Below are 14,571 nucleotides of genomic sequence, written 5' to 3'. Positions count from 1 at the left end.
TGTACATCATCGTGTCCGATCGCCGATCAGCGCACGTCACGACGCCAGTACACGTGGCCGCTCTCGCCGTGGTAGTACTCGCGGTCATCATCGATGAAGACGCCACGATCCACCAGCGGCTGACCGGCCTGCCAGCCCGACGGCACCTGCCAGGTCTGGCAGTACAGACGGCCCAGCGTGGGCAGCGCATAGTTCCAGCACAGCTGGGCCTCGTTCTCGCCCTCGCCCCGGCGCAGCATCAGCTGCACGAAGGACTCGTCGTTGCGCCACTGCTGCAGCACCTTGCCGAACGGCACCTCCTCATCCTTGCGGACGCGATAGGCACTGTGCGTGGTCAGCATCAGCGAGCTGGTGGCGGCCGGCGCCGGCGACCAGAACTGCGTGCCATACTGGAAGCCCACGTTGGTCGAGAGCATCGTGCGCGTGGCCAACCAGTTGCCCAGCACCACGTTGTTGGGGCCCTCGGCCAGATAGGTCAGCACCCACAGGTCGCGGAAAGGCTTCGTGGCCTGCGTGCTCAGCTTGTTGTCGTTCTGGACCTGGTGGCGCTGGTCGTAGCGGAACGTGCCCGACAGCGACGCATAGCGCTCGGCCACGTTGTAGAGCGGCGGCATCGTCGGATTGGACGGACGCGAATAACGCGTCACGCCACTGCGGGCATTGACCGGCGGAACCGCCACATCGTTCGTGGCCGAACCCTTCTCGCCGCTCACGGCGTCAGCATGGCTGCTGGCGCTGCCTGCACTCTGATCCAGCATCGTGGCCAGCACCGCACCGCTCACGCCGGTATTGCTGAACGGTGCCACCGTCTGCGCCTGGACATTGCCTGCCAGCACAGCCAGTGCAGCAGCCGTCACCCACCCTTTCTTGCTCATCTTGAACATGTGTGTATCCCTGATCCGTGTGTTGATCACTGAGCGGCCGAAAGCTGCTGCCAGTACAGATTGCCCGAACCGCCCTGCGGCTCGCGGTTGTCATTGACGAAGTTGCCACCGTTCTGCAGCATGCTGCCTGCAATCCAGCCGGCCGGCACCTGCCAGGCCTGGCAGTAGGTACGCTTGAGCTTGGGCAGCCAGAAGTTCCAGCACAGCTGCGGCTGGCTGCTGCTGCCGTTCTTCAGCAGCCACAGCTGCACGTAGGTATTGTCGGCGCTCCACTGCTGGATCATGCTGCCGTAGGGCACCAGCTGATCCTTGCGCGCCGCAAAGCCGATGGGTGCATACAGGTTGCTCTGATGGAAGGCGATGCGCGAATCGCCCGGCTGCACCGTCACGCCCGGCACCCCAGCACGGCTGAACGTGCCATTGGCGCGTTTTTCCGGCGTCCACGACAGCACATGCAGCATGCCACCCACCGAGACGCTGTTCTCGTCGGTGGACACCGCGGTGTTCATGTTGAACTCGCCAAACGGCGTGGTGGCCTGCGCGCTGGCGCGGCCCAGGTTCTGCACCCGCATGTACATCTGCAGCTGCTGGCGGCTGCTGGCTGCGCGGTACTGCCCATCCACGTAGTTGTCGGGCGTCAGGCTGTAGCCCGCCGTCACGAACGGCAGCGCCGCATCGTTCACCTGACCGGCATTGCGGGCCGTCACCGGAACCAGCATCGTGCGGTCGGTCGGTCCAATCTCGTCCAGACGATTGCCCACCCGCTGATCCAGCATGGCCGACAACAGCGCACCGCTCACACCCGACACCGAGTACGGCGACACTGCCTTCACGGCATGTGCCGAGGCCGGCGCAACCGACACCTCGGTCTGACCCGGTGCGGACGCCTGCAGCTCCTGGCCGGCAGCCCGATCCACGTTCGCCTGCAGTTCGGCGGCATCGGCATCCGTACCACCGGCGGCCTTCACCACGGCCGCCAGCGTCGCAGCCTCGGCCGCCTCACCCGTGAAGGCGGCCAGCTGGGCCGAACGGCCCTCCACGGCCTTGGTCGACGACGTGCTCATGCCGGCATCGGCACCATCACCGCCACCGCAGCCTGCCAGCAACGCCAACAGCGCTGCCCCCATCGTGAATTGATTGCGCTTGCTCATCTTTTTTCCTTCTACCCGGTTGAAAAGGAACTTCAGAAACACGTCATCGCGTCATGCAGCACCCGCTCCTGGCGGACAGGCGCTGCCGACGAAGGCAGAAACCTTAACCAACCCGTCACCAGCGGCCAACTTCGGGGCGACGAACGGCACCCGCATGCTCGTCCTTTCGGCCTGCATGACGAAGTCGTCACCACCACCGTGCCATCAAGCAACACACGGCTTGCGCCCGCCTTCTTCCGCTTTTGCCCCCCATGCACGGCGCCTGTTCCGCGTCCGTCTTTTCCCGACGGACGGTCCCCCGAAGTGCCAGAAAAGTCACACCCCGGCCGTTCATTCACCTTCATCGGCCACTCGTCTTCATCCGGATGTGACCAATTGCCGCGCCCTCTTCGGGATCAGCCCCTACGATGCACGGCACTGACAGCCCGACGAAAGGTCGCCGACTCGACCTTCCTGCACTGTCCCGATCCAGAAGCTCTCGATCACTGCCTCCCCCTTCCCCTCACGCCGGTTGCTGCTGGCACCGGCCCTTCGGAACACAGGTGCACACCATGTCGATCAACACCCGCAAACTGCAAATCAGCGCTGCCGTCATGCTGCTTCTGGCCGGCTGCGGTGGCGGCAGCAACGGCAGCTCCGAGCCCCTGGCCACCAACACGCCTGCTGCTGCAAACACCACGACCACGGTGAACAGCACCGCTGCTGCCCAGCCCGCGCCCTCGCAGCCGGCAGCGACGGTGTCGCAGCCGAGCACGCAACCTGCCGCGCAACCGACCGTCCCGACGGCTCCTCGCACGGATGCGTCCCACAACAACGCCCAGGTCACGCCGCCCCAGCCGGCTGCCCAGCACCCGGCCGCTGCCATCTCGGCCACCGGCATCACCGGCGCCGTGCTGGCCACCATGCTGGACCAGCGCAGCATCGACGTGGGTGATGACGAGCACGCCGCCTACGCCTACCCGTCCACGCTGGAAGGCAAGATCCTGGACGGCGCTACCGCCCCGGTCGTGCAGTCGGTCCAGATCCGCAGCACCCCCTACGCCGGTGAAGGCCAGCGTCCGGGCGCCGGCGGCAGCTACACCCCGGCCACGGGCAGCTACACCTACACCACCTTCAACGGCACCAAGGTCAGCGACGGCACCAACCCGCATTTCGAGGTCAACTCGATCGGCATGGACCTGGAAGTGACCAACACCGAGCACGCCGTCACGCTGGCCACCCATCTGGTGGCACTGGACGAAAACGGTGGCAACTACCTGCAAGGCCCGACCTACACCGGCGCAGGTGCCACCCTCGGCAAATCGGACTCGATCCACTTCGGCAGCGTCGTGGCCGAATGGAAGCACGGTGCCCACAACGTGCAGCTGCTGGTGAACCGCGTGGCTGATGACCAGGCTGCCCTGTGCTGGAACTACCACCTGCCCGACACCAACCGCCTGTACTGCAACAAGTGGACCGTGCCCCACGGCTGGAAGGAAGGTCAGCCCCTGGTCAAGGCCGGCCACTACCTGGTGGAAGTGCGCGACGGCAACACGACCTACTGGCACACCCGGAAGCAGGGCCAGTAAGACCTTGCACCTTGCAGCAACGCTGACAGGCCAGAAGGACGGTCGAGCACAACCCGCACCGACCGTTCCCTGATCACCACAGCGTCTGATGTCGAAACCGTCAGCCCGCGCTGGCGGTTTTCTTTTTGTATCCACAATGCAACACAAGAACATCAAATTATGTTGCACGTCGACATGAGTGAATCAAAGTGTGAATTCGGCTATTAAACTCGCCGCTTTCGCATTATGAACAGCCCTTGGTCGCCTCCCGTAGACCGCAGGGCAGCCCATCGAGGTAGATCATGTCGACGACAAACAACAGACTTCAGATCAGTGCAGCCGTGCTGCTTCTCCTGGCAGGTTGCGGCGGTGGAGGCGGCGGCAGCGAAGCACCCAAGGCCGTCTCGGCCAGCCCGTCGGCGACGACGACTGCAACGAACAGCACAGCTACAGCCAATGTGGCCGCAGCTAATGCCGCAGCAGCCGCTGCAGCAAACTCTGCATCCGCTGCCGCTTCCAACGCCGCTGCGACCGCTGCAGCCAACGCTGCCGCTCAGCGGACAGCCGAACAGGCTGCCAACCAGGCTGCCGCTCAGGCCAACGTAGCCCGCAACGCAGCCGCCCAAGCCACCGCTGCGCTGCAGGCAGCCCAGGCTGCGGCTCAGGAAGCCAATGCCAAGCGTACCGAAGCCGAGGCCGCCAACAAGCGTGCAGCAGAGGCAGAGGCCGCACTCCAGAAGGCCACCACCGCGCGCAGGGCTTCGGAAGAAGCCTTGGCCAAGGCTGCTCGTGAAGAAGCCGCTCGCAAACAGGCAGAAGCCGCAGCTGCTGCCAAGGCCAAGGAAGAAGCCGACGCCAAAGCCAAGGCAGACGCAGAAAAGGCTGCACAAGCTGAAGCCAAAGCCAAGGAAGAGGCCGCAGCTGCAGCCAAGGCGAAGGAAGAAGCCGAGGCCAAAGCCAAAGCAGAAGCAGAAGCCAAAGCCAAAGAAGAAGAGGCCCGTCAGGCAGCCGCACGGAATGCCGTGCCCGCCAGCTCCAGCGACGGCGTGAGTGGCCTGCTGCTGGCCACCATGCTGGACCAGGCCATGACCACCAACCGCACCCAGCAGGCCAATCTTGAAGCCCTGCCGGCCGAAGGCGTCACTGGCGATTTTCTGGAAGATGCTGACGCACCGACCGTCAATGCTTCGCAGTACACGGATCCGAGCAACTACGTGGGCGGCGGCCAGGGACAAGCGGGCAACTATCAGCCTGCCAACGGTGAGTACTACTATCACCTGTTCAATGGTGGTGTGGTCAAGGCTGGCAAGGATAACGCCTTCCCGATGGCGACCGTGGGTATCAAGCTGAAAGTCGAAGCTACCGCTGACAAGGTGGAACTGGATGACGAGCTGAAGGCCAGCAATAACATCGGCGACACTAGTATTGATGCCGCTCCCACCTTCTCCTCTGGCGAAGAGCGTAGCTTCCAGAAAGGCGCGCTGGTTTCTCGGGCAGCCAATGCGGGTGTGATCCAGACTTGGCATGGTCCGAACAAACAGAGCGTTCAGCTCGTGCTGGCCGAGAGTAGCGAAAGCAGTGCCACCCTGTGCTGGAACTATACCCAAGCCGATACCTCCCGCCTGTATTGCAACCGCTGGCAGGTCCCTGCCGACTGGAAGGCAGGCAAGGCTCTCACCTTCCTGGGTTACTACATTCACGAGTCCCGCACCGTGGACGGTGCCGAAAAGCACTACTACTGGCACACCCGCTAAGACCTCAGTCCCACGGCGCGCGGTCTGATCCGCGCGCCGTGTCAGGCAAAAAAAGGCGCTCTTCGGAGCGCCTTTTTTCTTTCCAAGGCTCCATTCTCAGCCTCATTTCCTCCTGGGTACTCTTCCCCGCCCTTATTCCCGAAAGACGTCCTCTCTTCCCGAAGGCTGTCTTCCCAATAGCTGCTGTTTCGCTGATCTTCCTTTCGTTAGCCGTCCTTCCGATTGCTTTCCATTCGCGGGATGGCTCATTCCAATGATCGCCGTCCCGAACACCGGAGGTCCGACGGCATGGCGACGTGCCCACTCAGGCCCATCGTCACATCTACCGACAGTGCGCCCCCTGCCTGCCCAGGTGCCCTGCCCTGGCCGTTCACGGGCTCATTGACGACACCTTACCTACTGCCGTCGGCCCCCATGACACAAGCCAGTTTCGGCCAAGCAACACTCTAAGGAAGCGAACATTAATGAATGTTTCTTCCCGGCAAAGCCCGGATGAACGGCGTGGGTTTACCGCTAGACTCGCCTCCTGCTTCACCGAAAACGGACCATTTATCAGTATTTGCCGTCCACAGGACGGACAGACCGGGTTAAATATGTCGACTACGAACCACAGAATCCAGATCAGTGCCGCCGTCCTGCTCCTGCTGGCGGGATGTGGCGGTGATGGCAGCGATGCACCGACTGCCATCTCGTCCAGGCCGTTGGCGCCTGCCAGCAGTCCGGCAAGTACCGCTTCGAATAACGTCATCACGAACAGTACGTCCGCAAACGGAAGCTCGCTGACCGGAAACGCAGCAACCCCGACTACGGCTCCGAGCGCCGCACAGACCGCGGCTGCCCGGGCTGCTTCCCAGGCGGCCGCCGTGCAGGCAGCCGCGGCCCAGGCGGCAGCCACCCAGGCAGAAGCCAACCGCATCGCGGCCGAGCAAACCGCTGCCGCCCAGGCTGCAGCAGCTCGCGAAGCCCAAGCCCGTGAAGCCGCCGCACGCGAGGCGCTGACCCGTGAGCAGGCTGCCCAGGAAGCTGCCCGTCAACGGGCTGCGGCCGCCGAAGCTGCCCGCCAGGCCGAAGAGGCCCGCCTGGCCGCCGAGCGCGCCGATGCCCAGAAGCGTGCGGAAGAAACGCACAAGGCCGAAGAAGCACGCCTGGCTGCCGAACGCCAGAAGGCCGAAGCGGATGCAGCGGCCGCCCGGGCCGAAGCCGCCAAGGCCGAAGAAGCACGCAAGCAGGCTGAAGCCGAGGCAGCCGCCAAGGCCAAGGCCGATCAGGACGCGGCTGCCAAGGCCGCCCAAGAGCGTGCCGCCGCAGCCAATGCTGAAGCCGAGCAGGCCAAGCGCGAAGAGGCACGCAAGGCAGAAGAGTCGGCCAAGGCCCAGGAAGCAGCACGCAAAGCAGAAGAGGCCCGCAAGGCCGAGGACGCGCGTAAAGCCGACGAGCAGAAACGCCAGGCCCAGCAAGCCCAGCAACAGCAGCAAACTGCACGGCAGGCACAGGCCAGTGCTCAACAACCGCCCAACCCGCAGGCAGACGCCGCGGCCGTCCAGGGCGCCAGTGACAAGCCCGCTGCGGACGTCAAGCCCGCTGCCGATGAAAAGCCGGCTGCCACCGACAAGCCCTCGACCGAAGAAAAGCCGGCCGTCACCGACAAACCCGCTTCCGACGAGAAGCCGACAACCAACGACAAGCCCGCGGCCAACGACAAACCGGCTGCTGAGGAAAAGCCTGCTGCCGCGGAAAAGCCAGCCGCAAACGACAAGCCTGCTGCCGACGAGAAACCGGCTGCCGATGGCCAGACGGCTGACAACTCAGCCACCGATGCTGGCAAGACCGCAAACGGTGAGGTCGAGGCCATCAACCGCAAGCCGCTGCGGCACCCCACCGAGCCGATCGGCTCGGGTGGCGTCAACGGTGCCGTGCTGGCCACCATGCTGGACCAGCACAGCGATGGGCAGTCGAATGACCCCAAAGCCATCGGCTACCCGCAAGGCATGGCCAATGCCCCGCGAATCAGTGCTACCCAAAGCCGAGACAAGGGCTATGCCGGCGAACGCAACGGTACCCCGGGCGGCTACACGCCGGCTGAAGGCAGCTATACCTACTTCACCTTCAACGGCGGCAAGGATACCGACGGAGGCGGTGATGCGAACTATGACGTGGACCAGGTCACCATGTCCCTGCCCGTCACCAACGGTGCAAATGGCGTCACCCTGGGCGGCACGCTGACAGCCACCGACGAACCAACCTTCAGCTACGACAAGGGCGTGAGCTATACCGGCAAGACCGAGACCATCGGCTACGAGGAGCAGGTGGCTTCAGCCAGCCAAATCTTCGAGTGGAAGAACGGCGGAAACACGGTACAACTGATGGTGATGGTCAATGGTAAGAACATCGCCGATCTCTGCTGGAACTACAAGCTGCCGAAGACCCAGCGCATCTACTGCAACCGGTGGCAAGTGCCTGCCGGCTGGAAGAAAGGCCAGCCGCTGGTGCACCTGGGCTACACCATCAAGGACGTGAAGGCCGGCGAGGAACGTAACTGGGCCAGCCGCTGATCGACCCAAACCCCAGAGCATGACCAGAACGCGCCCACCCGGGCGCGTTCTCGCTTGGCGGGCGTGGCGCAACGTGCGGCAGGCCCCACGCAAATTGCCAAGCCCGGCACGCCATGCGCGCACAAGAAAAAACCCGGCTGCCATGACGACAAGCCGGGTTTCAAGGCACCGAAGAAGGCCATCTGAGCTGCCCGCTCTCCCATCAGAACGAAGGAGGCTGACAGGAAGTGGCTGGATCTCAGCGCGGAATGTGTGGCGGAGAGAGGGGGATTCGAACCCCCGAAGGGCTATTAACCCTTACACGCTTTCCAGGCGTGCGACTTAAACCACTCATCCATCTCTCCGGAATTTGGCATTATAACAAAGGCTAAGCCGCATGTCACGACGTCTCAATTAAACAACAATGCCACGCCTCATCGGGTGAAGCCGCGCCCCACGGCCGGGACGCAGCAAAGCAGCAAAGCGGTAAAACGGCCAAAAGTAGCATGGCAGCCCGGCAGCCAGGAGCCGAAGCGCCGGCCCCCAGGGTGCCCTCTGCCATCAGGCCCCGGCGACGATCGCGTCGACAGCAGCCTGCGCCACTTCCAGGTCCTCGTTGGGCTTCACGCCCGAAACCCCCACGGCGCCAGCTACCTGGCCGTCGATGACGATGGGCAGCCCCCCTTCCAGGGTGCCCTTCAGCACGTCCACGCACAGGAAGGCGGTACGGCCGTCGTTGATCATCTTTTCATAGCCGCCGCTGCCACGCTGGCCCAGCGCAGCGGTGCGCGCCTTCTCGGGCGAGATGTAGGCTGCCACGGCCGCGCAGCCATCCATGCGCTTGAGGCCCAGCAGATGGCCGCCATCGTCGACCACGGACACGGTCACGGCCCAGCCTTTCTCGGCGGCCTTGGCCAGGCCAGCCTTCAGGCCATTCTCCACGTCGCGCAGTTCGAGGGTGGGTTTGGTTTTCATGGTTGATGTCTCCCTTGATGAATGAAGATGCCCGATCTGGCCGGGCGTGGATTTCAAAAAGCTCAGCTACAGCAACACGGCTGCACGGCTGCACGGCTGCACGGCTGCACGGCTGCACGGCTGCACGGCAAGCAGGATGATGCCACCTCCGCACCCGGTTGCCTGTTTCCGTCAGGACGAGGCCTCCGCATGGATGGCCGAGGCATCGTCAGCCCGCGCCCGGCACACGCCACGCGCGATGTCGACGTAGGCCAGAAGTGCCAGCGCCGCCACAAAGAAGCAGCCGGTGAACAGCAGTGCCCCCCGATGGTTGCCCTCGGTGGCCCAGCTGATGATGCCATAGGTCAGCGGCCCGACAATGGCTGCACTGCGGGTGGCAAAGGCCCACAGCCCATAGAACTCGCCCAGCCGGTGACTGGGCGCCAGGGCGCCAGCCAGCGCCCTGCCCGCCGACTGGCTGGAGCCCATGCAGAGACCGGCCAGCATGGCCGCCGCCCAGAACACCGTGTCGCTGTCAGCCATCACCGCCAGTGCCACCACGGCGATCCAGCCCACCAGCGTGAGGCCCAGTGCACGCCGGTGGCCAACGCGGTCCTCCAGATAGCCGAAGAGGAAAGCCCCCAGAGCCGCCGCGATATTGACCACGAAGAACAGCATCATGGTCTGCTTCGGCTCGAAGTGCATCACCTGCTCGGCATAGACGGCGGTGAGCGAGATCACCACGAACACGCCGGCATTGAAGAAGAAGCCCACCAGCAGCAGCCGCCGAAAGTCGATGAAGTCGCGGACGCGCCGCCAGGAGGTCCGGATGTCGAACACGGACAGCACGGCGCTGTCGGCATCCTGAACGCAGGGCTCGGCCCGGTCACGCACGAAAAGGAACATCGGCAGTGCCGCCAGCAGGTAGATGATGGCCGTGATCAGCATCGTGCCGGGCACAAAGGCTTCGGCATCGCCTCCGCCCGCCTGCACATGGCTCACCCAGGCCAGCGAGACCCCCAGTGCCAACATCCCGCCCACGTAGCCAAAGCTCCATCCCCATCCCGAGACGCGGCCCATCGCGTCGGGCTGCGCCAGCTCCGGCAGATAGGCTGCGCAGAAGGTCTCGCCCAGCGCGTAGCAGTAATTGGAGACGATGATCAGCAGCACCGCCGGCAGGATGTCGCCTGCATGAACCCAGTAAAGCCCCACCACGCAGGCCACGCACACCAGCGTGACCGACAGCAGCCACGCCTTGCGCGAGGCCCTGGCATCCACCCGGGCGCCGATGGCGGGCATGGTCAGCATCACCGCCAGGTTGGAAAGCCCCAGGATGAAGGTCCACAGGAAAGTGGCCCAGCTGGCATTGCCGGCCACCACCCCCACAAAATAGGCGCTGAACACCGCCGTGGTGACCACGGTGGTGTAGCCGGAATTGGCAAAGTCGTAGCCGGCCCAGGCCAGCACCTCGCCTTTGGTGACGCCGTCGCGCAGCGCGCGCTGATCGAACAGATTCATCGTGCCCCTCCCGACACGCAGCGGATCGGCGAACGGGGCGAGCGCACCGGCCTTGCGGAAACCGGGCTACGCCGGCCTTGCACGACCGGACTATCAGGTATGCCGACCATCAGCCCGGAAAAACCGGCAGGACAGCCATGGCGGATGGATCGTACCGCAAATGCCCGCTAAACTGGCCGCATGACGTCCCGGACAGCCCCTTCCCCCCACCACACCGGCGCCTTGGCGCGCCGGACGGTGCTGCACAGCCTGGCCACCCTGATGCTGGGCGGTGGCCCGTTGCTGCTGGCTGCGTGCGCCAGCCATCGGGCGGAACCGCTGCCCCGGCGGGCTGCCAACGACGTCACGAAGGAAGCACTGGCCCAGGTGGGCAAGCCCTATCGCTGGGGCGGTTCCAGCCCCCGCCACGGTTTCGACTGCAGTGGCCTGGTCCAGCACGTCTACCGAGAGGCGCTGGGCATCGAGCTGCCGCGCACCAGCCGCGAGATGGGAACGCGAGGCACAAAGGTGGCCCGTGCAGACCTGGCCCCGGGCGACCTGGTGTTCTTTCAGACGGGCCGACATCCCAACTCGCACGTCGGCATCTACATCGGCCGGGGGCGCTTCGTGCACGCCCCTTCGTCAGGCAGCATCGTGCGCGTCGAGGCCATCGACAAGCGCTACTGGATGAAGCGCTTCAACGGCGGCCGCCGTCCCGTGAAGATCTGAGAAACGTCTCCGCACGCGGGTCTCCCCACACGGCGCCCACCTCGACGCCCCCCGCCTGAAGTCAGGCCGCAGTCGTCCCGGCGATTCGCCCCGGGCGATCGGACCGCAGCCGTCACGACGGATCAGACCGCAGCCGTCACCACGATCTCGACCAGGATGTCGGGCGAAGCCAGACGTGCCTCGACCGTGGCGCGTGCCGGCGGGTTGCCGGGCGACACCCAGGCGTCCCAGGCTTCATTCATGGCGGCAAAGTTGCCGATGTTGGACAGGTAGACCGTGGCGCTCAGCAGCTTGCTCTTGTCGCTGCCCAGCTTGGCCAGCACGCTGTCGATGGCCGCCAGCACCTGACGTGTCTGGTCGGCCGGGCCCTTGCTAGTGTCTTCCGGAATCTGGCCAGCCAGATAGGCCACGTGGTTGTACACCACCGCTTCGGACATGCGCTTGCCGGGTTCCAGGCGCTTGATTTCCATGTGATTGCTCCTCCTTGATGGCATCTGTACAGATGAAGAATGTAAGCGCCCCCAAAGGGCGCGCGTCCGAAGCTTACCATTCCCCGCCCTGCGTCGTGCCCCTCACGAGGTACCGAACGCACCATGGAGACGACCGGATTTTCCCTAGGGATCCTCTGAATAAGTCCCGCGAACCGGCGCGCCACGGAAAGGGATGCAGGACAAGGCGACATTTGCTGTCAATAGCGGCGCTATTGACAGCAAATGGCAACGCAGTCACGCGCCCGTTACGGGGATGCGACGGCCGCGGGAACTTGTTCAGAGGATCCCTAGGTCAGTCGCCTGTTCCGTCAGTCTCATCATCCAGCCGGACCCGCCAGTAGGGCGCGCCGTCGATCCGGCTGCGCGTGACCTGGGGCGCCTGTCCCTGACGCAGCACGATGCGCACCGCACCATCCCGATCCGTGCGCAACAGCCGTGTGCCCTGGTTCTCCAGACGTTCCACCAGCGCGGCATCCGGCCTTCCATGCTGCTGGCGATGCGTCGTCTGCACCACCGCCAGCGCGGGCCGCACAGCCTCCAGCAGGTGCTTACCCGTCCCCTGGCGGCCGCCCTCCTGCGGAACCACCAGCACGTCCGCCGGCAGACGATCCCCCTGCGCCTTCACCAGCGCCGCCTCGGCCCGTGCCGGCAGGTCACCAGCCAGCAGCACGCTGCCTGCCGAACTGCGTACCCGTATCACGCAACTGTTCTGGTCCTGCCGTGCATCCTCGGTCGTATGGGCCATCTGCTGCGGCTGCAGTACCTCGATGGCGCCATCAGCCCACGGCAATACGGTGCCTGCCAGGCAGGGCTGGAATCGTCCATCCACCGAATCGTCCATCCCCAGCAGTCGCGAGTCCATGGCCGTCAGCAGTACCGATGGATTCAACACCGCCACCGCACGCGCTGCGCCGCCGGCATGGTGCGCATCCAGATGCGACACCACCAGAACGTCCACCCCGTTCAGCCCCCGGCTGTTCAGCCACGGCACCAGGGTCGCGTCGATGGCGCTGCGCCCGCCAAGGCGGGACGCCCCCGTGTCGTACAGCAGGCGTTTCTCGCCCTGCTCCACCAGAATCATGCTGCCCTGGCCAATGTCCAGTGCCGTCACCACCAGCGCATCCGGCGGTGCGTGCCGAGGGCTGGCCAGCAGCAGCGGCAGCAGGCACAGGACACCCAGCCTCGGGCGGCGCAACCCCACGGGCGCCAGCATCAGCACCGCCCCCAGCAGCGCACACCCCAGCGCGAACACCCCGGGCCGGGGCAGCTGGATACTGGCCAGCGGCAAGGCATCCAGACTGCGCAGAAACGCCATCAGCCAGCCCAGCTGCAGCAACAGCGCCTTCAGCAGCCAGCCGGCCAGCCAAGGAAAGACCGGTGCCAGCAGCATCACCCCGATGGCCATCGGCGTCAGTACCAGCCCCACCCACGGAATAGCCAGCACATTGGCCACCGGACCGATCAACGACCAAGTGGAAAAGAAGGCAATCGTCAGCGGCGTGAGCAGCACCGTCGCCGCCCACTGGTTGCGGGCCCCGTCACGCAGTGCCGCCCACCATTGCCCCACGCGACCCTGCTGCCACCATCGGGTCCCGGAGAGCGCATCACCTTCTTCCATCCCCCCGCCCAGCGGCTGCTGCGCACACCAGACCAGCGCCAGCACCGCACAGAACGAAAGCCAGAACCCCGCCTGGGCCACCGACCACGGATCCAGCGCCACAATGGCAGCCGCTGCCAGCAGCACCGGCGTCACCGCATTCTGGCTGCGCCCTCCCACACTCAGCACCGCAGCTGCCAGCAGCATGAAGCAGGTCCGCTGCGACGGCACGCCCCACCCCGAGAGCAGCGCGTAGCCAAAGGCCGTCAGCACACCAGGCACCAGCACCAGCCACTGACGCGGAACACGCGACATCCGTGCCAGCCACCGTCCGCTCGCACGACGCGCCAGCGCGCGATGCAGCCCCAGGCAGCCCGCCGACACGACCATGGCCAGCAAGGTCACATGCATGCCGGAAATCGCCATCAGGTGGCTCACGCCGGTCCGGCTGAACAGCCCCCACTGCTCGGCCCCCATGGCGGCCTGATCCCCCAGCGACAGCCCTGTGACGATGCCCATCAGGGCCCAGCGTCCTTCATCCTGTCCCCGTGCCGGATCGATGCGTGCCTGCAGCGTCTCCAGATGCTGCCTCAACACCGCACGCACCGATTCGACCCAGCGCATCAGCCCCGCCATGCCCTGCAGCCAGGCGGGTTCATCCTGCAAGCGCTGCCGCCTCACGACCCTTCCCACGGCCCCGATACCCTGCTGCAGCATGCGCTGTTCGGTATCGAAAGCGTCCGGATTCACCGCCGCCACCGGCCTGCGCAGTTTCACCAGCAACCGCCAGCGCTGGCCCGGTTCGGGCCACACGTCATCCGCGGACGGCCCGTCCGCCTCATCCTGCGCCCCGGACTTCGGCGTGCCCCACGATAGCGACACCTGCCCCAGACCCTCACAGCCAGGCAGGGATGCTGCCTCATCCAGCGGCCCGCAGGCCTGCACCGCAAACAGCACCCGGTCGCCAAAGCCCTGACGCGACGGCAGGCTGCTGACCGTGCCCTCCACCACCAGCGGCACATCCTCCAGCGACGGATCGAGCCGCATCTGAAGCGCCTGATGGATGGACAACGCCAGCGCCGCACTGACCATCACCCCCATGCCCAGCGGCCGCAACCGCGCCGGCAGCACCAGCAACGCCCCCAGCAATGCCCACCCCGGCAGCCAGCCCACAGGCGGCAGCCAGCCGGAGAACTCCAGCGCGCAGGCCGACACCAGCAGGCAACCAGCCAGCAGCGTCAGACGGGGAATGAAGGATGCAGGATGAATCACCCCGCAAGGCTAGGGCAAAGCGCCTGCCTGAAGGGGTTCAGGGAAGATGACGGGCCTAGGCCGGATGGCGGATTGCCTGATGCCTCGCCGCGCGCTCGGCCGGTTGGGCATCATCGAAAGCAGGACCACAAGACCGCTCAAGGGGATCGTCGATGAGGGCGGTC

10 protein-coding genes and 1 tRNA gene are annotated in these 14,571 nt (G+C 65.3%); 4 read left to right on the top strand and 7 right to left on the bottom strand.

Translation table 11 applies throughout. The features are described from left to right. Positions 1-26 precede the first annotated feature (26 nt). Together EL249_RS08220 and EL249_RS08215 are read right to left on the bottom strand one after the other, a co-directional pair. A complete protein-coding gene (locus EL249_RS08220) occupies positions 27-875 on the bottom strand; it encodes a hypothetical protein (protein ID WP_126348146.1) in 849 nt (282 codons plus the stop codon). A gap of 35 nt (positions 876-910) precedes the next feature. Next, a complete protein-coding gene (locus EL249_RS08215) occupies positions 911-2,035 on the bottom strand; it encodes a hypothetical protein (protein WP_005673179.1) in 1,125 nt (374 codons plus the stop codon). A 551-nt stretch (positions 2,036-2,586) separates the two neighbouring features. Between EL249_RS08215 and EL249_RS08210 the strand changes: the two genes are divergently transcribed. The 3 genes from EL249_RS08210 (at position 2,587) to EL249_RS08200 (ending at position 7,888) form a co-directional block, all read left to right on the top strand. Continuing rightward, the gene (locus EL249_RS08210; RefSeq protein ID WP_005673180.1) at positions 2,587-3,603 is read left to right on the top strand and encodes a hypothetical protein; all 1,017 of its coding nucleotides are present in this window, start codon (positions 2,587-2,589) and stop codon (positions 3,601-3,603) included. 281 nt (positions 3,604-3,884) lie between these two features. Then, positions 3,885-5,336, top strand: coding sequence for a hypothetical protein (locus EL249_RS08205; protein ID WP_005673181.1), 1,452 nt, complete (start codon positions 3,885-3,887; stop codon positions 5,334-5,336). A gap of 863 nt (positions 5,337-6,199) precedes the next feature. Beyond that, positions 6,200-7,888: a hypothetical protein gene (locus tag EL249_RS08200; RefSeq protein WP_005673182.1), complete on the top strand. Its 1,689-nt coding sequence runs from the start codon at positions 6,200-6,202 to the stop codon at positions 7,886-7,888. 253 nt (positions 7,889-8,141) lie between these two features. On the opposite strand, the gene EL249_RS08195 is transcribed toward EL249_RS08200, so the two are convergent. From EL249_RS08195 to EL249_RS08185, 3 genes are all read right to left on the bottom strand, one after another. Continuing rightward, positions 8,142-8,232: transfer RNA gene (locus EL249_RS08195), tRNA-Ser, on the bottom strand. A gap of 196 nt (positions 8,233-8,428) precedes the next feature. After that, positions 8,429-8,842: a GlcG/HbpS family heme-binding protein gene (locus EL249_RS08190; protein WP_005673184.1), complete on the bottom strand. Its 414-nt coding sequence runs from the start codon at positions 8,840-8,842 to the stop codon at positions 8,429-8,431. Between the two features lie 171 nt (positions 8,843-9,013). Then, the gene (locus EL249_RS08185; protein ID WP_005673185.1) at positions 9,014-10,339 is read right to left on the bottom strand and encodes an MFS transporter; all 1,326 of its coding nucleotides are present in this window, start codon (positions 10,337-10,339) and stop codon (positions 9,014-9,016) included. 180 nt (positions 10,340-10,519) lie between these two features. On the opposite strand from EL249_RS08185, the gene EL249_RS08180 reads away from it, so the two are divergent. Next, positions 10,520-11,047, top strand: coding sequence for a C40 family peptidase (locus EL249_RS08180; RefSeq protein ID WP_005673186.1), 528 nt, complete (start codon positions 10,520-10,522; stop codon positions 11,045-11,047). Positions 11,048-11,169: 122 nt separating this feature from the next. Here EL249_RS08180 and EL249_RS08175 read toward each other — a convergent pair whose 3' ends face one another. Together EL249_RS08175 and EL249_RS08170 are read right to left on the bottom strand one after the other, a co-directional pair. After that, complete coding sequence (locus tag EL249_RS08175; protein ID WP_005673188.1) at positions 11,170-11,517, bottom strand: RidA family protein; 348 nt, start codon at positions 11,515-11,517, stop codon at positions 11,170-11,172. 313 nt (positions 11,518-11,830) lie between these two features. Further along, on the bottom strand, positions 11,831-14,407 hold the full coding sequence (locus EL249_RS08170) for a DNA internalization-related competence protein ComEC/Rec2 (protein ID WP_005673190.1): 2,577 nt from the start codon (positions 14,405-14,407) through the stop codon (positions 11,831-11,833). Between the last annotated feature and the right edge of the window lie 164 nt (positions 14,408-14,571).

It is taken from the genome of Lautropia mirabilis (assembly GCF_900637555.1).
Classification (GTDB): Bacteria; Pseudomonadota; Gammaproteobacteria; order Burkholderiales; family Burkholderiaceae_E; genus Lautropia; species Lautropia mirabilis.
The sequence above is the reverse complement of the archived record's forward strand: the minus strand, read 5'-3'. Positions and strand labels throughout refer to the sequence as shown.

What these genes read in the sequence shown, in the direction of transcription:
- EL249_RS08220 (WP_126348146.1), bottom strand. Translation starts at nt 875, where the DNA reads ATGAGCAAGAAAGGGTGGGTGACGGCTGCTGCACTGGCTGTGCTGGCA.
- EL249_RS08215 (WP_005673179.1), bottom strand. Translation starts at nt 2,035, where the DNA reads ATGAGCAAGCGCAATCAATTCACGATGGGGGCAGCGCTGTTGGCGTTG.
- EL249_RS08210 (WP_005673180.1), top strand. Translation starts at nt 2,587, where the DNA reads ATGTCGATCAACACCCGCAAACTGCAAATCAGCGCTGCCGTCATGCTG.
- EL249_RS08205 (WP_005673181.1), top strand. Translation starts at nt 3,885, where the DNA reads ATGTCGACGACAAACAACAGACTTCAGATCAGTGCAGCCGTGCTGCTT.
- EL249_RS08190 (WP_005673184.1), bottom strand. Translation starts at nt 8,842, where the DNA reads ATGAAAACCAAACCCACCCTCGAACTGCGCGACGTGGAGAATGGCCTG.
- EL249_RS08185 (WP_005673185.1), bottom strand. Translation starts at nt 10,339, where the DNA reads ATGAATCTGTTCGATCAGCGCGCGCTGCGCGACGGCGTCACCAAAGGC.
- EL249_RS08180 (WP_005673186.1), top strand. Translation starts at nt 10,520, where the DNA reads ATGACGTCCCGGACAGCCCCTTCCCCCCACCACACCGGCGCCTTGGCG.
- EL249_RS08175 (WP_005673188.1), bottom strand. Translation starts at nt 11,517, where the DNA reads ATGGAAATCAAGCGCCTGGAACCCGGCAAGCGCATGTCCGAAGCGGTG.